Annotated in this window: 16 protein-coding genes; 7 read left to right on the forward strand and 9 right to left on the reverse strand. The window is 56.7% G+C overall.

Annotated elements, in window-relative coordinates:
- Window positions 1–132: 132 nt before the first annotated feature.
- Complete coding sequence (locus DI396_RS07415; RefSeq protein WP_110795560.1) at window positions 133–807, forward strand: nicotinate-nucleotide adenylyltransferase; 675 nt, start codon at window positions 133–135, stop codon at window positions 805–807.
- Here the strand turns inward: DI396_RS07415 and DI396_RS07420 are convergent.
- Window positions 804–1,646, reverse strand: coding sequence for a DMT family transporter (locus tag DI396_RS07420; protein ID WP_110795561.1), 843 nt, complete (start codon window positions 1,644–1,646; stop codon window positions 804–806). The two genes, DI396_RS07415 and DI396_RS07420, sit on opposite strands and share 4 nt — an antisense overlap.
- Before the next feature lie 184 nt (window positions 1,647–1,830).
- On the opposite strand from DI396_RS07420, the gene dacB reads away from it, so the two are divergent.
- Window positions 1,831–3,363 carry a D-alanyl-D-alanine carboxypeptidase/D-alanyl-D-alanine endopeptidase gene (gene dacB, locus DI396_RS07425; protein ID WP_110795562.1) on the forward strand — a complete coding sequence of 511 codons (1,533 nt, stop codon included), beginning with the start codon at window positions 1,831–1,833 and terminating at the stop codon, window positions 3,361–3,363.
- Window positions 3,364–3,457: 94 nt separating this feature from the next.
- Here the strand turns inward: dacB and DI396_RS07430 are convergent, their stop codons facing one another.
- Window positions 3,458–3,643, reverse strand: a complete 186-nt coding sequence (locus tag DI396_RS07430; RefSeq protein WP_110795563.1) for a PLDc N-terminal domain-containing protein — start codon at window positions 3,641–3,643, stop codon at window positions 3,458–3,460.
- A gap of 124 nt (window positions 3,644–3,767) precedes the next feature.
- Window positions 3,768–4,193 carry a tellurite resistance TerB family protein gene (locus DI396_RS07435; protein WP_110795564.1) on the reverse strand — a complete coding sequence of 142 codons (426 nt, stop codon included), beginning with the start codon at window positions 4,191–4,193 and terminating at the stop codon, window positions 3,768–3,770.
- Between the two features lie 121 nt (window positions 4,194–4,314).
- Between DI396_RS07435 and DI396_RS07440 the strand changes: the two genes are divergently transcribed.
- Window positions 4,315–5,958, forward strand: a complete 1,644-nt coding sequence (locus DI396_RS07440) for a lysine--tRNA ligase (protein WP_110795782.1) — start codon at window positions 4,315–4,317, stop codon at window positions 5,956–5,958.
- Between the two features lie 677 nt (window positions 5,959–6,635).
- Window positions 6,636–8,933 carry a glycosyl hydrolase family 28-related protein gene (locus DI396_RS07445; RefSeq protein WP_110795783.1) on the forward strand — a complete coding sequence of 766 codons (2,298 nt, stop codon included), beginning with the start codon at window positions 6,636–6,638 and terminating at the stop codon, window positions 8,931–8,933.
- A gap of 56 nt (window positions 8,934–8,989) precedes the next feature.
- Here the strand turns inward: DI396_RS07445 and DI396_RS07450 are convergent, their stop codons facing one another.
- Together DI396_RS07450 and DI396_RS07455 are read right to left on the reverse strand one after the other, a co-directional pair.
- The gene (locus tag DI396_RS07450; protein WP_110795565.1) at window positions 8,990–9,640 is read right to left on the reverse strand and encodes a hypothetical protein; all 651 of its coding nucleotides are present in this window, start codon (window positions 9,638–9,640) and stop codon (window positions 8,990–8,992) included.
- A 48-nt stretch (window positions 9,641–9,688) separates the two neighbouring features.
- Entirely contained in the window at window positions 9,689–10,486 is a 798-nt protein-coding gene (locus DI396_RS07455; RefSeq protein WP_110795566.1) for a response regulator transcription factor, read from the reverse strand.
- Between the two features lie 413 nt (window positions 10,487–10,899).
- On the opposite strand from DI396_RS07455, the gene DI396_RS07460 reads away from it, so the two are divergent.
- Complete coding sequence (locus DI396_RS07460) at window positions 10,900–11,745, forward strand: DUF3800 domain-containing protein (RefSeq protein WP_162617176.1); 846 nt, start codon at window positions 10,900–10,902, stop codon at window positions 11,743–11,745.
- Here the strand turns inward: DI396_RS07460 and uvrB are convergent.
- Window positions 11,742–13,940: an excinuclease ABC subunit UvrB gene (uvrB, locus tag DI396_RS07465; protein ID WP_110795568.1), complete on the reverse strand. Its 2,199-nt coding sequence runs from the start codon at window positions 13,938–13,940 to the stop codon at window positions 11,742–11,744. The genes DI396_RS07460 and uvrB overlap by 4 nt on opposite strands.
- A 191-nt stretch (window positions 13,941–14,131) precedes the next feature.
- Here uvrB and DI396_RS07470 point away from each other — a divergent pair, with 191 nt between their 5' ends.
- Both DI396_RS07470 and DI396_RS07475 read left to right on the forward strand, forming a co-directional pair.
- Entirely contained in the window at window positions 14,132–14,443 is a 312-nt protein-coding gene (locus DI396_RS07470; protein WP_110795569.1) for an ETC complex I subunit, read from the forward strand.
- 208 nt (window positions 14,444–14,651) lie between these two features.
- Window positions 14,652–15,578: an MYG1 family protein gene (locus tag DI396_RS07475; RefSeq protein ID WP_110795570.1), complete on the forward strand. Its 927-nt coding sequence runs from the start codon at window positions 14,652–14,654 to the stop codon at window positions 15,576–15,578.
- Between the two features lie 391 nt (window positions 15,579–15,969).
- Here DI396_RS07475 and DI396_RS07480 read toward each other — a convergent pair whose 3' ends face one another.
- From DI396_RS07480 to DI396_RS07490, 3 genes are all read right to left on the reverse strand, one after another.
- Complete coding sequence (locus DI396_RS07480) at window positions 15,970–16,248, reverse strand: GNAT family N-acetyltransferase (RefSeq protein ID WP_110795571.1); 279 nt, start codon at window positions 16,246–16,248, stop codon at window positions 15,970–15,972.
- Between the two features lie 30 nt (window positions 16,249–16,278).
- Window positions 16,279–17,889: an FAD-dependent oxidoreductase gene (locus tag DI396_RS07485; RefSeq protein WP_110795572.1), complete on the reverse strand. Its 1,611-nt coding sequence runs from the start codon at window positions 17,887–17,889 to the stop codon at window positions 16,279–16,281.
- Between the two features lie 189 nt (window positions 17,890–18,078).
- Window positions 18,079–18,990: a 2OG-Fe(II) oxygenase family protein gene (locus DI396_RS07490; protein WP_110795573.1), complete on the reverse strand. Its 912-nt coding sequence runs from the start codon at window positions 18,988–18,990 to the stop codon at window positions 18,079–18,081.
- Window positions 18,991–19,008: the final 18 nt, after the last annotated feature.

Here is a 19,008-nt window from a genome sequence, read left to right on the forward strand (position 1 = left end):
TTGATGCCGAAAGATCCTTAATAACTTATGGCAATCTGATGTCGCGCCTGTTTAAAATTCGATATATTGAGTTGCTGGAACAGCTTATGGGCTTTGCCGCTCTTGGCGTGGCGCAAATACATGAGGGCCCATATGGCGCAGGACAAGACGAGAACGGAAGATGAGACCGGTTTGCGGGTGCGCAGTTTGCGCGCGCTTTTGCCGCGCGCCGCACCGGGGCAGGTGATCGGGCTTTTGGGTGGTTCCTTTGATCCGGCGCATGAGGGGCATGCCCATATCACCCGTGAGGCGCTGCGCCGGTTCGACCTGGATCAAGTTTGGTGGTTGGTCAGCCCGGGCAATCCGTTAAAGCAAACAGGTCCCGCACCATTGTCCAAAAGGATGCAACGGGCGCGTCAAGTGATGCAGCATCCGCGTGTTGCGGTTACGGATATCGAATGTGCCATTGGCACGCGCTATACCGCGCAAACCTTGCAGACCTTGCAAGCGGTGCGGCCTGATTTGCGGTTTGTCTGGTTGATGGGGGCGGATAATCTGGCGCAGGTTGATCAATGGCAGGATTGGCGCTGGATTTTCGATCATGTTCCCATCGGGGTGCTGGCACGGCCCGGGGATCGGGCCGCCGCGCGTGGCTCTGTCGCGGCCAAAACCTACCAGTTTGCCCGTTTAAGGGGACGAGAAAGCCGGTTGCTGGCGCAATCTGTCGCTCCGGCGTGGTGTTTCGTCAATGTCGCGATGAAGGACGTCTCGTCGACCGAAATCCGCGCAGCGGGCGGTTGGGCCAATGGGGCCTCTGCCACGGATTAGCCGCGTGCCCTACGGTTCCCCAAAGAGGCGGACCACAGTCCGGCAACAAGCACCAATCCCAATCCGGCAAAGCTCCACCCGTCAGGAATATCGCCAAAAACCGCATAGCCAAGGACTGTGGCGCTGACCAATTGAAAATAGATCAAGGGGGCAAGACGGGTGGCGGGGGCCATGCTGTAGGCGGTAAGCAACAGCAGATTGCCGATCATCGAGCCAAGGGCGCTGATCAGAATTGGCGGGATAATTTGCAGTTCGGGCGCGGGCAGGTGGAGCCATGCGACGGGGGCGGTCAACATGGCCCCGATCACCAATTGCGAGGTTAAAAGGTCGCGCGCGGGCGCCAGCGTCGACAGCCATCGTGCTGTGGTCAGATAGAGCCCATAGCTTATACCGGCAAGCGCCGCCCATCCCATGCCCACGTTCATGTCAGGACCGGGACGCACCACGATCAACACGCCGATAAAGCCTGCGGCAATCAACAGGCTTTGCATCCGCGAGACGGGTTCGCGCAAAAGCCACGCCGAGAAGACGTAGCTAAGCAGCGGGCCGATGAAGAACGCTGCAAAGACATTCGCAAAGGGCGCGGTGCTGAGCGCAATCAAAATAGCGTTGATTCCGACCACCAATGGCAAGGCGCGTAGCCAAACCCGCCAGTTGCTCAAGAGCCGCAAGCCTTGCGTGCCAAATATCACAATCGCCACGATGGCCCCGATCGCAAACCGCGAGCCGGCAACAAAATAGGAGGAGACCCCCATGTGCGCGCTTAATACTTTACCGGCGCTGTCCCCGAGCGGAATCAACGTCATGGCTGTGAGGATGAGGAAAACTGCGGCGCGCATGGGGTCTTGTTAGCAATATTTTCATGGCGCACAAGTTGATTGGGGATTGGTTGTCGGGACAGCCCTATGTGCGGATAAGTTGAGCGTGCAGTAACCGAGGGCTGGGCTATGATTTTTCAGGCCTGCGACAGCAGGCCGGGCAGCACGCTTGTCACGATGATGGGTTTATCGGTAGGAATGAGGCATGAACGACGGGACACAGAGACGAGCATCACGGCGTGCATTTTTGCGCGGCGGCTCGGCGTTGTTTGCCAGTGCGGCCACATTTACGGCGATGGGCAGCGGCGCGCTCTGGGCCGGCGCGCCGGCCGTGTCCCTGCACCCCAAAGCCCGTCCGCATGATTTCCACAAACGCCTTGTTGGCGGCGCTGAGGAACTGATCAATGCATCCGGCTTGCGGGGGCGGGTGGCCTATGCGGTGGCGCATGTAGACAGCGGATTATTATTGGAAAGCCGCGATTCCGCCGTGGGTCTGCCGCCTGCGAGCGTGATGAAAACGATTACCGCGCTCTATGCGCTCGAGGCTTTGGGAGAGGCCTATCGGTTCAAAACCCGGCTTGCGGCAACGGGACCGATTTCGGGCGGCGTGCTGCAAGGTGATCTGGTGTTGCTTGGCGGCGGCGATCCAACGCTCGACACTGATGCACTGGCCGATCTGGTGACGCAATTAAAGGCCGCTGGTGTGACGCGGATCACGGGGCGACTTCACGTTTTTGGTGGTGCATTGCCCTATCAACGTGAAATCGACAAAGGCCAACCGGATCATGTCGGGTATAATCCCGCGATCAGCGGTCTGGCATTAAATTATAATCGCGTGCATTTCGAATGGCGACGCGATGGCAATTCTTATGGCGTGGCGATGGATGCGCGCTCGAAAACACAGCGTCCTGCGGTGACCATGGCGCGGGTGCGTGTGGTCAATCGCGCCGCGCCTCTCTTTACCTATAAGGATGGCGGCGGGCGGGATGACTGGACCGTGGCCAGCGCGGCGCTGGGCACGAGGGGATCGCGTTGGCTTCCGGTGCGCAAACCCGAAATTTACGCAGGCGAGGTGTTGCGGGCGCTGGCGCATGCAAAAGGTGTCACATTGCCTGCGCCGGCGGTGACGAAATCTCTTCCCAAAGGCACGGTGATCGCTCAGGTACAAAGCGCCGAGCTGCGGGTGATATTGCGAGATATGTTGAAATATTCCAATAACCTGACCGCAGAGATGTGCGGGTTGGCCGCGACGGTCGCACGCGATGGGCGCGCGGTATCGATTTCCGCCTCTGCCAATGCGATGGCGCGCTGGGCCGAGGGGGCGTTGGGGATGCCGCGGGCAAAATTGGTCGATCATTCGGGATTGGGTGCGGCATCGCGGGTGCAGGCGGGAGATCTGGTGCGGGCGTTGAACGCAGCGCGCAAAACCACGGTCCTGTCAACGATATTGAAACCCGTCGCGATGCGTCACAACAACGGCAAGGTGAACAGCGCCCATCCGGTCAAAGTGCGTGCCAAAACCGGAACTCTCAATTTTGTTTCGGCTTTGGCCGGCTATATGACCGGACCGGATGGCACCGAATTGGCCTTTGTTATTTTCACGGCTGATGAGGATGCGCGGGCACGCATTGCGCGCAAAGACCGCGAACGCCCGCAAGGTGGCGGCGCATGGAACAAGCGATCAAAGCGGTTGCAGCAAAAATTGATCGAACGCTGGGGCACGCTTTACGGCAGTTAGCTGCGGGGCAAACACGTGCGAAAGGGCGCAGGTGATGCGCCCTTTCTCGATTGTTTTGTTATGCTGCGGGGGCCGTCGCCGCGTGCGGGATGGGTTAAACCGCTGCACGGCCGCCACGTGGACCGGCCACCAGCCAAGCGATGAAGCCCAGAACTGGCAGAAGCAGGATTGCGAGAGTCCAGACGATTTTGGCTGCGCCAGAGGCGCCAGAGGTCAAAACAGCATAGATCGCATAGAGGTCGGCGATCAAAACGAGAAGTCCAATAAGACCATATTCCATGGTGAATGCCCTTTGTATTGTTTTGCTCTTTGTCGAGAGCGTTCTGACCAAACAACGTGCCGGGCGCACAGAAAGTTCCACTATTTTTTAGGTGGCGTCCCACGTGGGACGGGATCAGCCCGCGCTATCCGGCCAAATGTCGCGCTCGTGCGCCGCGTTCAATCGCTGCGGCATGGAGCCGGTCGAGATCAAGTTCGTAGCGAATTTCTTCGAGCAGGCGCAGTTCGGTTTCTTGCAACGTGCCATCGGCGGCGGCCACATCACAGGCCAAAGCATAAGCCGTTTCAAACAGATGTGTCGGCAGGTTGTCACGGATCAGGCCAAACAGCGCATCAAGCCCTTCTTCCTCGCCAAACAGATCGAAGACGGTTTGCGCCATGACATTCATCCGGTCGAGATCGTAATTGGCGAAAATCGGCAGGTTATTCACCGCACCTTCTATTTTGACCAATTCCGCCGTGCGGATATTCTCGTCAGAGGCGGAAACCGCGATCATGATAGCGACGAGGCAATCTTGTGGGGTGAGGGAATGGGGGATCTGTTCGGTCACGGGGATATCCTTATGAAACAGCTCTGTTGCAGTGCAGAATATTGACTGCGCCGCCGCGCCGCAATAGGGAGTGGCGGTCTGCCGCGCATTGGGTGCGGCGCGATCCCATCCGGAGTTTGATATGTCTGATCTGCGCGACGCCGCCCTTACCTCGAAAGCTTGGCCCTTCGAAGAGGCGCGCCGCCTGCTCAAACGGTATGAAAAACAGCCGCCCGAGAAGGGATATGTTTTATTTGAAACTGGATATGGCCCCTCGGGGTTGCCGCATATCGGCACCTTTGGCGAAGTGGCGCGGACGACGATGATCCGCCGTGCCTTTGAGGAAATTTCCGACATCCCGACGCGGCTTATCTGTTTTTCCGACGATCTGGACGGAATGCGAAAAGTGCCCGAAAATGTGCCCAACCCCGAGGCGTTGGCCGAGCATTTGCAAAAACCGCTGACCTCGGTGCCCGATCCTTTTGGTGAATTTGACAGTTTTGGCGGGCATAATAACGCCATGCTGCGCCGGTTCCTCGATACCTTTGGGTTCGACTATGAGTTTTATTCGGCCACGGAATTTTATGGTTCGGGGCAGTTTGACGAGGTGCTGCGCCGCGCCGTAGATAAATATGATGAGATCATGGCGGTGATGCTTAAATCCCTGCGTGAAGAGCGCCGCCAGACCTATTCGATCTTCCTGCCGATCCATCCCGAAACCGGCCGCGTGATGTATGTGCCGATGAAATCGGTGAACCGCGATGATTACACCATCAGTTTTGATGATGAGGATGGCCGCGAATGGACGCTGCCGGTCACCGGCGGCAATGTGAAATTGCAATGGAAGCCGGATTTTGGCGCGCGCTGGGCGGCATTGGGCGTCGATTTCGAAATGTATGGCAAGGATCACAGCACCAATACGCCGATTTATGACAACATTTGCCGCATTCTTGGCCAACGCCCGCCAGAGCATTTCACCTATGAACTGTTCCTTGACGAGAATGGCGAGAAAATCTCGAAATCCAAAGGGAACGGGTTGTCGATTGATGAATGGTTGACCTATGCCAGCGCCGAAAGCCTGTCTTATTTCATGTATCAAAAGCCCAAAACCGCCAAGCGGATGTATTTTGACGTGATCCCCAAGGCGATGGACGAGTATCATCAACAATTGCGGGCCTATGCGGGCCAAGATGCCAAAGCGCGGGTAAATAACCCGGTTTGGCATATTCACGGCGGCGATGTGCCGCAAAGCCAAATGGTTGTGCCATACTCGATGCTCTTGAACCTCGCCTCGGTGGCCGGTGCCGAGCAGAAAGACCAGCTTTGGGGTTATATCCAACGCTACGCTCCCGAAGCCAGCGCCGAAACCCATGCGGATCTGGATGCAGCGGCGGGTTATGCGGTGCGCTACTACAATGATTTTGTGAAACCTTCCAAGGTTTTCCGCGCCCCAACGGATCAAGAGCGGGCTGCGCTGGCGGACCTTGCTACCGCGTTTCAGGATGCAGATGCGGCTTTGGATCAGATCGCACGCAAGAACGCCGCAATGGGCAATGACGATCCACTCCCGGAAGCGGATTTTACCGATGGCGACTTCTTGCAGTCGGTGGTGTTTGCGGTGGGCAAGAACCACGGGTTCGAGAACTTGCGTGATTGGTTCAAGGCACTCTACGAGGTGCTGCTTGGCGCCTCCCAAGGCCCGCGTTTTGGCAGCTTTGCCGCGCTCTATGGCGCGCCCGAGACCGTGCAGTTGATCAAAGACGGACTGGATGGAAAGCTCGGCTGAGCCAAAGGTTTTTGATTTTGGGGCTTAGGGGCCGTAGTTCGGCCATCCAAGGATAGCACATCCCTTAGGGTGCACTGTCCCGCGCCGCGCACGGCGGGTTGTATGGTCTGTTGGATTTGCCCGACTGCGCTGTGGCAACTTGGCGCCGTGCTCAGAAGCGCAGCGGCACGTCGCGATGTCGCCCCGTGCAAGATCAAGGCCGTGTGAGCGGGCTGTATGAGGGCGGCGTCCACCTGTGCCAGCCCCGATTGCAGCCCTCTTCTGTTGTGCCGGAGTATTGCGGGCACATGGGGTGGGACGGTGATCCATGCCACTGATCCGCAGAAAAAGCGGGGCCTGATGCAGGGCGAGCACGGCGCCCTGATCGTGTAAGCGGAAGTTTGTATCGGTGCGTGTATCATCTGATCGCGCCCAACTCTGCGCGACCCGTTACTCATGCAGATATCCATCCTATGCTTGATATGGCCTCATAAATACATTGTTTTCAAGGCATTGCTTTAAGTGCCCGAGGGTGCGCGAAGGCACCGTCACGGTGGTCTGAGGCTTCGTTAACTTGGCGTTGATACCTCTTTGCACATCGGGTCAGCCCCGGTTTGGCGAGACATGTGACAATCGAGCATTGGCCGCAGGGCCCCGCGTTTGGCGCGGGGGCTGCGCCCATGTGGAAAGGGACTTGGATGAACAAGGCGATTACGGATGGGGTGGTGTTTATGCCGCCCGAATTTTCGGTGGGACTCGACGTTTGGTCGAGCGGCAATGGCACCCCCGGTTCGGATACTTATGACAACGCGGCCAATGCGGCTTTTGTGCCAGCAGATCAGGATTTCGGCGGCTGTCTTGAGGTTCAAACCATCTCCAGCACAACCAAGCTGCGTTATATGGGCGAAACGCCGATGTTGCCGGGATGTTATCTGCGGGTGACGGCGCGGGTCAAAGTGGTCAGCGGCGCGTTGCCCGATGTGCGCATCGCCGGTTGGGCCGGTGGGGCGGGTGGTAGCCATGTCGGCGGCCTGCTTGAGACCGGTCCGGCAACGACGCTGGATAGCTACGGCAAGGTTTTTGAAGTCTCTGCAATTATCGGATCGGGGCAGCGCACCGGTGTTGATATGGTTTGGGGCAGCGTGCCGCTTTACGGGCATTTCGGTTTGGACCTTGTCGGGAACGTCGGATCAATCGTGCGGATCGACGATATCGTTATCGAAGATGTCACCTCGGTGTTCCTGCGTGATATGATGAATTGGGTCGATGTGCGCGATTTCGGCGCGGTTGGTGATGGAACGACCGATGACCAGCCCGCGTTCGAGGCCGCCGATGATGCTGCGAACGGGCGGCGTGTGCTGGTGCCGGCGGGCACTTACTACCTTGCCGATAGCATGACCTTCGAGAACCATGTTGAGTTCGAAGGCACGATCACTATGCCGGACGACAAGATTTTCTCGACCACCAAAGATTACAGCATCTCGACATATATCGATGCGTTTGGCAGCGAGGAATTGGCGTTTAAAAAGGCGTTCCAGGCTTTGATAAACAACTCGGGACATGAATCGCTTGATCTGGACGGGCGGCGCCTATCGTTTTCCGCGCCGATCGATATGCAAGCGGCGGTCGCCAACAAAAACTCCTATGCGCAGCGCCGTCATATTCACAACGGCCAGTTGATTGCCGAAGGGACGACGAATTGGGAGACGGATGTTTACACCTCTCAGGCCAGCTATAATCGTTCCGATCCGAAACGGCTGACGAATGTGGTGAATGTGGCCAATATTCCGGTCGGATCATTGATCGAGGGCAATGGCGTCGGGCGCGAAGTCTATGTGCGCTCTAAAAATGTGGCGGCGCAAGAGATCGAGCTTTCGGCTCCCTTCTTTGATGCGGATGGCACCCAGACGTTTACCTTCAAGCGGTTCAAATACATCCTTGATTTCAGCGGTTTCGACTATCTCGATAAGTTGACGATCTCGAATGTCGAGTTTCAATGCTCGGGTGTTGCGAGCGCGGTGCTCTTGTCGCCTGCAGGTTTGATTTATCACTTCCGGGACTGCTTCTTCACGAAGCCATTGGATCGTGGCATCACCAGTCACGGCGAGGGGTGTCAGGGGATGCTCATCGACCGCTGTCAATGGCTGTCAAATGAAAGCGGCAAGCTTAGCCAAGAACGCCAATCGATCGGGTTTAACACCAACGGCAATGATGTGAAAATCCGCAATAACCGCGCCGTGCATATGCGCCATTTTGGTGTGATCGGGGGGTCCAGTTCGGTGATCACTGGCAACCATTGGTTCCAAGGGGACAGCGCACCGGCAGGCACGCGGATGGCGGGGATTGTTTTGACGCGGACCAATTGCCGCGCCACGATCACCGGCAACTATGTCGATAACAGTTTTATCGAATGGGCCAATGAACATGACCCCGACCCCGACTATAATTCCGAATATAGTTTCTCGGGATTGAATATTTCGGGCAACACCTTCCTTGCGGGCTATGTCGCCAGCTGGTTCGGCTTTATCGTGATCAAACCGCATGGCCCCGGCCATTATATCAACGGGTTGAATGTGACCGGCAATGTGTTCCGTATTTTGGGCGGTACTAAGATTGACCAGATCGAGCGTGTTGATACGACCTATGCCGATCTTAGCTATGATCAATTGTCGAATGTGACCTTCGCCGGCAATATGTTCAACGCGATCAAGAACCCGACATTCAATCCGCTCACCCTCCGGCATGAGGAAAATACCCTTAGCCAGACATGGGTGGTTGATTGCGCGCCGCTTTTGCCATTCCACGGTTGGGCAAAACTGGTCGAAGGATTGACCTTCGAGGGCAAGATCGCGACCAACAACAACACCTCGCACCATGAGGTGCCCTATGTGAAGATCAAGCAGGGGGCTAACAGCGATCAACTGAATCTTGTCTGGTCGCGTGACGTGACCGGCACCGTGGTGCTCAAGGTCCGAATGGACAACCCTCTCGATTGATCATGAGAGATAGCAATCTCGGGCGTCCCATTGGGGCGCCCGTTTTGTTATGGCGGTCAGAAATCCCGCCACATGCCGACCTTGAACCCATAGTTATTGTCCCCGACAAGCCCGACGGCCAGCCCGACCTCGATGTTGGTTTGCTCGCCGGTCTTGAATACGAAGGACGGGGCAAACCGGGCGAAGGGCGGGTCGAGGGCCGAAATGCCGGTTTGCAATTGCAAAATGGTTTTCATTGTCGGGTGATAGGAAAGGCCAAAGGTGATGTCGCTTTTGAGGTCGACCCGCCCGGTGGTAAGTGTGTATTCCATCACGGTATCGACGGCGACCCATCCCGAACCTTTGTCGGTGCTGAAGCCTTTGCCATACGAAAGACCAGGGCGGATGGCGGGTTCACCGGCCAGATATCCAAATCCCAGATCAACGCCAAACTTATGGCCATTGTTCGTGCTTAACAGCGGATGGCTGGCAAAGAGGATCGTCTTGTTTTTGCCCGACACGCCGCGGCCTGTATCGAGGCCGAGGGTGATTTTATCGGTGACACCATATTCAAGATACAGGGCGGTATATGTGTTGACGGGCGGCAGGAAATCCCGGTCGGTCAATTGGAAGCTGACGGAGGCAAATCCGTTGCCCTGTCCGCGCGGCCAAGCGCCCGCAAAAAGCGGGTTCGCGAGAAGCGCAAACAAAACGACCAACCGGAGCATACCGCCTCCTTTATGCGTTAAGGTTAGTTAAAACTGGTAAACGGGATCTTAATATATGTGGGGTGGGGCGATATCCTGCGCAGAAGAGCTGTGGCGATGGGTGGTTTCGCCTTGGCGGCACGCGCGGTTATCCGCGCCTTTTTCACTGTAGGAACAGGCGTCCATTGATGTGGCCTCTTGTGGCGCGATCCGGAACCCGCGCGCAACGCGTGTGGGGAACACCTCCTCTGTTGCGCCCAATGCGGCCATTTTCGAGCGGATGCGACCGAGATGCACATCAATCATGTTGGTGTCTGGTTTTTCTTCCCATGCGCCGAGTTGCGACGTGATCGTTTCGCGGGCGCTCAAGCTGCCGCCGCGCAGGGTTAGCATTTCAATCACTTCATATTCAAAGCGGGTCAACTGCATGGGGCTGCCGTTGATTTGGACCGATTGGGTGGTCAGGTTGACCTCCATATGGCCGGTTCGCACGATAGGGGTGCTGAACCCGGCGCTGCGGCGCACATAGGCTCGCAGCTGTGCGGCGATCACGGCGGGATCGGTATCATGACGGATGAGAGTGCTTGCGCCGAGATCCATCATCATGCGCTGCGTCTCGATGTCCGCCTGTGCGGCCGTGGCGCAGATTGGTGTATGTGGCAAGATTGCGCGGAGGCTGTGCAAAATCTCTTTGCCGCGCATGTCCGGTAGGTCAAGATCAAACAAAACAGCATCCTGCATACCGTTGCGAGCGATCTCGATCAGCTCTGCTCCATCATTGGCAATTGAGACGTAAAACCCGGCGGACCGCAGGTCATGGGCGATGGTGCAGGTGGCCCAATTGGTGTCTGAAATGAGAATACGCATGTTTGTGCTCTTATCCGTTGTCCCGACAAGGGATGGGCGCGCAGGGATGCGTCGGAGGAAACCCGCATCTTGCGGCCCATACCGTGTCAATCATGAGAAGATCGTCAAAGCAGCGGACCGGAGAGAGACGGCAGGCGTGTCTTTACGTCTGTCATCCATTGTAGGGGATGCGCGTCCGGCGGTCACTTATACGAAAGGGTAGAAACCCCTTGTTTGTAGGGGGTTGGTTAACTGGTTAACCGGATTTGATGCGGAGGTGGGTCTTTAAACGGTGGCGTCCGGATCATGTTTGAGGGCGCATCTTCGCCCACAAGCACGGTGCGCCTGACCCTGGGTGGGTGCGCAGCGCCCTCCCGTGGGGAGGGTCGGGCGCTGTCCAAATCACAGATTTGGGCATGGGGTTAACGTGGAACATGTGGCAGCTTCAAAGGGATAAAATAGTAGTAGGTGTCACATTGAATTACACATTGTTTGTCGATGAGAGTGGGCAATCTGGGATTACCAAAATTAGAGATGAGATGCGTGGTGGTGCCTCCCCGTATATGACGATGGCTGGCGTGTTGATCCCAAACAGTAAACTGGTCGAGTATCGATTGGACTTGCAACGTTTGGTCGACGAGTTTGGCAAGAAGGACTTGCATTGTTCTAAACTCAACCATGTCCAGATTGTCAGGTTCGCAAAAGTGTTAGCGAGCTGCAGGGTCAAAATTTTCGCCGTTATCTCAAGAAAAGAGACCCTAGGGGAATACCGCGAGGAGATTGGGAAAAACGATAAAATGTATTACAATAAGTGTGCCCAATATCTACTTGAACGAGTTGGGCGATTTATGGCCACGCATGATCTCAAGGAAGAGCATTTGGAGGTCATTTTTGAGGATGGCGGTTTTGATTATGGTAAGCTTCGAGCCCTGATCTCAAAGTGCAGGCGGACCCTTCGGAATGCTGGTACTGAATATTTGAGGTACGTAAACCCTTATTCCATCCAAGCCAAAGCAAAGGGCGAGGAACCGTTGCTACAATTTGCTGATCTTGTTGCACATGGATTTTTCAAATGTGTGGATGACGGTCCATCTAGCTTTGGTGTGTTTGAAACACGCTACGTCGCAGAAATTAAGGATAAGATCTTTGCGGACCCAAAGAGTGGTGATCCTCTCAAATGGGGAATCTTTCCTATCCACAGTTGGTGTGACTTGAAGTTGAACGAGGAAGTGCTTGGTTTCTTTAAGGGTTTACGGGTAGAAAAAGCCAATACATCCTAACGCTTCGCGCGCCTCGGCTTGCCACCCCGTTGCCCGCCGCGTCCGCCGGTGGAGCGCCCGCGTTTGGCGGCGGATTGTTCGACGGCGGCTTCGACCGCCGATTGCCGTGCCAGCGGGTCGTCGGAGACCACCAAATCGACCGCCTCCAACCGTTTGACCTCGTCGCGCAGGCGGGCGGCCTCTTCAAATTCGAGGTTCTCGGCGGCTTTGCGCATATCTTGGCGCAGCCCGTCGAGATGCGCCTCCAGATTGGCGCCATGCATCGGTTTATCGATGGTGGCGGTGACGCGGTTCATATCCACATCGCCTTTGTAAAGGCCCGCCAGAATGTCCTCGACGTTCTTTTTCACCGTTGCCGGGGTGATGCCGTGCTCCTCGTTATAAGCGATTTGCTTGGCGCGGCGGCGGTCGGTTTCGCCCATGGCGCGTTCCATCGATCCGGTGATGCGGTCGGCATACATGATCACGCGGCCTTCGGCGTTACGCGCGGCGCGGCCAATGGTTTGGATCAATGAGGTTTCAGAGCGCAAAAAGCCCTCTTTGTCCGCGTCCAGAATGGCCACCAAACCGCATTCGGGAATGTCCAACCCCTCGCGCAACAGGTTAATCCCGATCAGCACATCAAACGCCCCGAGCCGCAAATCGCGCAGGATTTCGATGCGTTCAATCGTGTCGATATCCGAGTGCATATAGCGCACGCGAATCCCCTGTTCATGCAGATATTCGGTCAGGTCTTCGGACATGCGTTTGGTCAACGTGGTGACCAAAACGCGCATGTCTTGGGCCGCAACCTTGCGGATTTCATCCAGTAAATCATCCACTTGGGTGTTCACCGGACGAATTTCGATCATTGGATCCAAAAGCCCGGTGGGACGGATCACCTGTTCGGCAAAAACGCCGCCGGATTGTTCCAACTCCCATTTCGATGGGGTGGCCGAGACGAAAACCGACTGCGGGCGCATCGCGTCCCATTCCTCGAACTTCAGCGGGCGGTTGTCCATGCAGGACGGCAAGCGGAACCCGTGTTCGGCCAAAACCGATTTGCGCCGAAAGTCACCTTTGTACATGGCGCCGATTTGCGGCACCGAGACGTGGGATTCATCGGCAAAAACGATGGCATTGTCGGGAATGAATTCGAACAGGGTGGGGGGCGGCTCGCCGGGTGCACGGCCGGTCAGATAGCGCGAATAATTCTCGATGCCGTTGCAGACCCCCGTAGCTTCGAGCATCTCTAGATCAAAAGTGCACCGCTGCTCCAACCGCTGCGCTTCCAACAATTTGCCCTCGTTCACCAATTGGTCGAGCCTCTGGCGCAGCTCTTTCTTGATACCGATGATGGCCTGATTCATCGTCGGTTTTGGCGTGACGTAATGCGAATTGGCGTAGACGCGGATTTGATCGAAACTGCCGGTTTTCTCACCGGTGAGCGGGTCGAATTCGGTGATGCTTTCCAATTCCTCGCCAAAAAACGACAATTTCCATGCGCGGTCCTCAAGGTGGGCGGGAAAGATCTCCAAACTGTCGCCGCGCACACGAAAGGACCCGCGGGTGAAGGCGGCGTCATTGCGGCGGTATTGCTGCGCAACCAGATCGGCCATGACCGCGCGTTGATCGTAACTTTGCCCAACCTTGAGATCCTGGGTCATTGCACCATAGGTTTCGACCGAACCGATGCCGTAAATGCACGACACCGAGGCGATGATGATCACATCGTCACGCTCCAGCAGCGCCCGCGTCGCCGAATGGCGCATGCGGTCGATTTGTTCGTTGATCTGGCTCTCTTTTTCGATGAACGTATCGGAGCGCGCCACATAGGCTTCGGGTTGATAATAGTCGTAATAGGAGACGAAATATTCCACCGCGTTGTCGGGGAAGAAGCCTTTGAATTCGCCATATAGCTGCGCCGCGAGGGTTTTATTCGGGGCAAGGATGATCGCGGGGCGTTGGGTGCCCTCGATGACTTTGGCCATGGTAAAGGTTTTGCCGGTGCCCGTCGCGCCCAGCAGAACCTGATCATGCTCGCCCTCTTTCAACCCGCCGGACAGTTCCGCAATCGCCGTGGGTTGGTCCCCTGCCGGTTCAAACTCCGTATGCAAAACGAACGCTTTCCCACCCTCCAATTTCGGGCGGTTCTTCACATCCGGTGCAGCGGCGTGCATCATCGGCGGCAGGTTGTCGTTATGGGCGTAGGACATCGGATTTCCCTTTTTCAGACCTCTTAACATGATCTGTCTTTGTTCTCATACAACCCCCTTGTGGGCGCTTGGCAACCCTTTGGCACGATGGATTGGCGGGAAAGCGCAAGATTGCGGACATATCCCGGCATTTCGCACCTTGCCGAGCGGGGCGGCATTTGGGATAACCACAGCGCATAAGGAGAGTTGCCATGCCTGCGCGTATTTACAAGCCTGCCAAATCAGCCATGTCCTCGGGCACGGCCAAAACCAAACATTGGGTGTTGGAGCATATGCCTGCTTCGGCGCGCGAGGTCGATCCTTTGATGGGGTGGACGTCATCCACAGACACGCAAGCGCAGGTGAAGTTGAAATTCGACAGTAAAGAAGAGGCCGTCGAATATGCGCTTGAGCATGGGATCGAAGCGACGGTGATCGAACCGAAGGTGCGCAAACCCAATGTGCGCCCCGGTGGATATGGTGAGAATTTCGCCACGAACCGCCGCAGCGTTTGGACGCACTAAGCCTGTGTAAATCGGGACAAGGTTGTCGCGAAATCGGGGTGAAGATCCCGCGAAGATGATCTGATGCCTATATGCCGTGGTTCGCCTTGGTTGCGCCGCATGATAAGGATTGCCCCGGAATCCCGCGCATCCCCACATTCGCATCGACCTGACGGGCGGCCTCATTGGTCGCCCAAATTACTTTAAATCCGGCTGGAGCCTGCATCTGATGACCATCACCCACCTTGTCACCCATTCCGGTGGCTTCCATGCCGACGAGCTTTTGTCCTCGGTCATCCTGACACGGCTGTTTCCGGAGGCCGAGCTGGTCCGAACGCGGGACAAGACGTGGATCACACCTACCGAGAACAGGATTATTTATGACGTTGGCGGCGATTTTGATGCCGCCGCGCAGATATTTGATCACCACCAGCGGCCCAATCCGCTGCGCGAAGATGGCCAGCCCTATAGCTCGTTCGGTCTGATCTGGGCGCAATATGGCCGCGACTATTTACGTGCGATGGATGTGCCCGAGAAAGATGTCGAGGCGATTCATGCCTCCTTCGATCGCGGTTTCGTTCTACCGGTTGATCTGGTCGATAATGGTGCCGTGAACACCTCCGAGGCGGGGCCGCTGTTTTCGGGCATGACACTGCCGGTCCTGCTCGAAAGCCTGAAGACCGTGTTTGATGATCGCGAAGAAGGTGCCGATGATCGCGCTTTTATGGCCGCCCTGCCGGTGGCGCGCGCATTCGTCGAGGCGCAGATCAAGCGCAAAGCCGCAAAGTTTCGGGCCGAGGCCATGGTGATGACGGCCATAGAGGCCGCTGGCGAAGGCCGGGTTCTGGAGCTGCCGATGGGCATGCCGTTTCGTGCGGGCGTCGAAAAGGCAGGCGCCGATCATTTGTTGTTCGTCATCCACCCGCGTGGCGATGACTGGGCGCTGACCACGATCCGCGTCGGCGATGACACGTTCGATAACCGCGCTGATTTACCAGCCGCATGGGCAGGGCTGACCGATGCGGCGCTTGAAGCCGCCAGCGGTGTGGCAGGCGCGAAATTCTGCCACAACGGCCGCTTCATCGCCGTGGCCGCATCGCGTGAGGCAGTCCTGAAAATGGCAGAGATTGCAGTGACCGAAGCCTTGGCTGAGTAAGCCGCAGGGGTGGCACCTGCAGCCGGCTCGAAGTGACTATTCAGAAACTGAGCTTGGCTGGCCTTGTGCTGCGGAGTGGGCGGATTGCGGACCTTCGCTGCGTACGTAAACTAAATTGGACAACTTGAAAAAGGAGACGTTCAGTGCGGCGGTCCAGTTTCTCGATGTACCAAAGCCGTCAGTTGAATTTTGTCCGTTCCAATTGGAATTTGCCTGAAAGTAAACGGTGCGAATAGGGTTTTGAACACAGAGTGATCAACCGACAGAAACGTGTTAAAGGGCTGAAAAAACAGTCGTAGTCGAGGGGGCTTGGCTGTTTTATCTACGTCAGTTTCTCCATGGCAAGGCAGGCGTCTGCCAAAGGTTTCAGGTTTCTCTACGCTATAGAAACCTAATTTAGCATGTCAGCCCATTCGGGGTGTTTACGAAACTGAGAAGCGGCGAACGGGCATAGTGGCACGATCTTTTTGCCTTGTGAGCGCATGTCAGTGACAATGTGTTCCATCAGCACCTCTCCGTACCCGAGGCCACGCAGGGCGTCGTCCACTTCGGTGTGGTCGGTGATGACGATCTTTTCCCCAGCTTTGGAGAACGTCGACACGGCCTCGCCGTCCTTGGTGCGGATGATATAGCGCCCGCTTGTCCAGCCGTCTTCAAAATCTACTTGCATGAGGAACTCCGTCAAATTCTGGTCTGAGATTTATCGGTTCAAATGACTCCAGACCGCACTCATCACAACCGACCCTTCGCCCACCGATGACGCCACGCGCTTGACCGAGCCGGACCGCACGTCGCCCACTGCAAAAATGCCGTGGGTCGATGTTTCGAATGGCGACCGGCCACCGTTTTCGGTTCCGGTCAGAACGAAGCCCTTGTCATCCAGCGCAGCATGTCCGGCCAGCCAATCAGTATTGGGCGCAGCCCCCGCCATGATGAAAACCGCGCGGCTGTCATAGCGATGTTGCGTGCCGTCGGCTTTGTTGTTCACCGTCACGGCGGATAGCCTGTCGTCGCCATGCAATTCGGCAATTTCGCTTTGGTAGTGGATCGTGATCCTTGGGTCGGCCTCAAGGCGCGACGACAGATAATCCGACATAGACGCGGCAAGGCTGCCGGAGCGCACCAGCAGATGCACGTGCGCCGCCGCGCGGCTGAGGAACATGGCCGCTTGCCCCGCCGAATTACCGCCGCCCACAATGATGGCCTCGGAGTTGCGACAGAACCTCGCTTCCATCTCTGTGGCGGCATAGTAGACGCCTGCGCCCTCGAATTCTTCCAATCGCGGGATCGGCAGTTTGCGATATTGCACCCCCGTTGCCACGACGATGGAGCGCGCACACAAGACGCGCCCGTTCGAACAAGTCGCATAAAAGCGGTCATCGCGACAGGCCAATGCCTCGATCCGCAATGGCATGGCAAAGCGGGTGCCGAACTTCATCGCTTGAACCTCGCCGCGCCACACAAGGTCACCACCAGAAATGCCCGTTGGAAACTCCATGTGGTTTTCGATCCGGCTGGAGGTGCCAGCCTGCCCACCGATGGCAAGATCTTCGGCGACGATTGCGGTCATCCCTTCAGCACCGGCATAGACCCCCGCAGCCACGCCCGCGGGCCCGCCCCCGACAATCAGGACATCGACCACTTCGTCGTTCGGGATCACCAGCTCAAGCCCCAGGGTCCGTGCGAGTTTTTCCGGGGTCGGACCGTCGATCACCTTACCGCCGAAAATCACCGCAGGGCCACAGCCTTGCAAATCACAGCTTGTGCGTTCCGCGTCAGCTTCGGCGCTTTCAAGATCAATCATTTGCGCCGCGATCCGGTTGCGCTGTGCAAAGATGGCGATCTTCTGATTGCTCTTGTCGACATCCGCGCCGATCAATTTGAGCTCGGTTTGTCCATGCTCGACGTTCCCGCGGCGTCTGGCGGCAAAGACAGTCAGAATAATATCGCTCATCTCGGGGATGCGGGACATCAGTTTAATCAGATCGGTATTCGTAACGACGATCACCGTGGAGTCTTTGCACGCTCGCATCTGGATCATTGACACCGCACCGGACAGCGTCCCGATTTCACCGGTAAACTGCGATGCTCCCATCGTGGCCGCGATTGTCCGGTCCTGCGTAATCGGATGCACAACCTCTGTCTCCCCGCTTTCAATATAAAGCAGTTCCTCCAGCGGATCACCGGGTCGAATGATCGTGTCGCCTGCGCCATAAGTCCGCATCGTTCCAACCTCTCGTAGCGCTTCGACATGGTCCGCCTGCAGGGGCGTCCGCTGCATCTGACTAAGATCGTTGGCAAAGCTTTCCATGCTCGGCGTCCTTTTTAGCTGTTCGTTGATTGCTCCTGTCGCGTCGCATCTCTGTTGATGAGGATAGACGCAAGATGCACAGACGCTCAATGCATCTTATATTACAGGTGTGCCGCAAGTTATTCCCCTCGCACATTCGGGCGACCTGAACCGCCCGAATGTGTCGCTATCTTAAGGGACAACCCGGCCTTAGAACGGCGCGAAGTTGTCAAATTCTTCCGTTGGTACCGACCACCTGTCTTTGGCCGAGATTTGCGGCGTCGGGATGCCGTCATGCGGGATTTGTCCGTGTTGACCATACAGCCACAAAACAAAGTTATAACGTTCGCCTTCAGTGATCGGCTCGGACGCATGGGGGACGCTGCCGTGGTGGATCAGGGCGGTACCGGGCTCAAACGTCAGTTTTTCAACGCGGCGTGAAACCGGATCAATGAAGCTGACGGCAGAGCCGGAATAACCTTCGCCTGGCAGGTTCAGGTTGATATTCAATGTAACCGCAGAGGCATCAGAATGGGGGCGCAAGGATGTATCCTTGCTGGCCTGCCACCGGATAGAGAATCCGAATGTCTGTGTGTCGTAGCCCACAACGTCAGGAAACAGCAGACGAGACACGGGCCGCATGTAGGCGTCCATCATCTCGCGGTAGAAGCCTTGAAACCCGGGCGCGGCAAGATACCCTTCGGAGCGAGGGTCAAGCATAGCACCACCGCGGTTCAACACGATCCCGTAAGGGGGGCGCAATGGGATGTCCGCATCGGCAACGCCATCAAGGTATTCACGCAGGGCGGCCAGGCGTTCAACATCAAAAAATTGGGCGCGATAGACGCCGGGGAATACTTCTTCCCAAAGGTTCTTAACCGCACCTTCGGCTGTCGGGTCCGCCCAAGCCTGTTCCACGGCCGCGCGCAGTTTCGGATCGAAAATGGAGCTGTCCAGCTGGGGCAGCTTGGCCTCATTTTCCGCCTGCCATTCCGCCCAGGCGCTTTCGAACAGATCGCGGTTCTGGTTCCAGAAATGTTGGACAGAGATATCACGGTTAAGCATTTCTTCCCGGGTTGGGCGGGCAACGGCACGGGCTTGGTTAAGTGAGGTAAGGGACATTGGATGGCATCCTTAGTA

It is taken from the genome of Litorivita pollutaquae (genome assembly GCF_003205515.1).
Taxonomy (GTDB): domain Bacteria; phylum Pseudomonadota; class Alphaproteobacteria; order Rhodobacterales; family Rhodobacteraceae; genus Litorivita; species Litorivita pollutaquae.

What these genes read in the sequence shown, in the direction of transcription:
- DI396_RS07415 (WP_110795560.1), top strand. Translation starts at nt 133, where the DNA reads ATGGCGCAGGACAAGACGAGAACGGAAGATGAGACCGGTTTGCGGGTG.
- DI396_RS07420 (WP_110795561.1), bottom strand. Translation starts at nt 1,646, where the DNA reads ATGCGCGCCGCAGTTTTCCTCATCCTCACAGCCATGACGTTGATTCCG.
- dacB (WP_110795562.1), top strand. Translation starts at nt 1,831, where the DNA reads ATGAACGACGGGACACAGAGACGAGCATCACGGCGTGCATTTTTGCGC.
- DI396_RS07430 (WP_110795563.1), bottom strand. Translation starts at nt 3,643, where the DNA reads ATGGAATATGGTCTTATTGGACTTCTCGTTTTGATCGCCGACCTCTAT.
- DI396_RS07440 (WP_110795782.1), top strand. Translation starts at nt 4,315, where the DNA reads ATGTCTGATCTGCGCGACGCCGCCCTTACCTCGAAAGCTTGGCCCTTC.
- DI396_RS07445 (WP_110795783.1), top strand. Translation starts at nt 6,636, where the DNA reads ATGAACAAGGCGATTACGGATGGGGTGGTGTTTATGCCGCCCGAATTT.
- DI396_RS07450 (WP_110795565.1), bottom strand. Translation starts at nt 9,640, where the DNA reads ATGCTCCGGTTGGTCGTTTTGTTTGCGCTTCTCGCGAACCCGCTTTTT.
- DI396_RS07455 (WP_110795566.1), bottom strand. Translation starts at nt 10,486, where the DNA reads ATGCGTATTCTCATTTCAGACACCAATTGGGCCACCTGCACCATCGCC.
- DI396_RS07460 (WP_162617176.1), top strand. Translation starts at nt 10,900, where the DNA reads ATGTGGCAGCTTCAAAGGGATAAAATAGTAGTAGGTGTCACATTGAAT.
- uvrB (WP_110795568.1), bottom strand. Translation starts at nt 13,940, where the DNA reads ATGTCCTACGCCCATAACGACAACCTGCCGCCGATGATGCACGCCGCT.
- DI396_RS07470 (WP_110795569.1), top strand. Translation starts at nt 14,132, where the DNA reads ATGCCTGCGCGTATTTACAAGCCTGCCAAATCAGCCATGTCCTCGGGC.
- DI396_RS07475 (WP_110795570.1), top strand. Translation starts at nt 14,652, where the DNA reads ATGACCATCACCCACCTTGTCACCCATTCCGGTGGCTTCCATGCCGAC.
- DI396_RS07480 (WP_110795571.1), bottom strand. Translation starts at nt 16,248, where the DNA reads ATGCAAGTAGATTTTGAAGACGGCTGGACAAGCGGGCGCTATATCATC.
- DI396_RS07485 (WP_110795572.1), bottom strand. Translation starts at nt 17,889, where the DNA reads ATGGAAAGCTTTGCCAACGATCTTAGTCAGATGCAGCGGACGCCCCTG.
- DI396_RS07490 (WP_110795573.1), bottom strand. Translation starts at nt 18,990, where the DNA reads ATGTCCCTTACCTCACTTAACCAAGCCCGTGCCGTTGCCCGCCCAACC.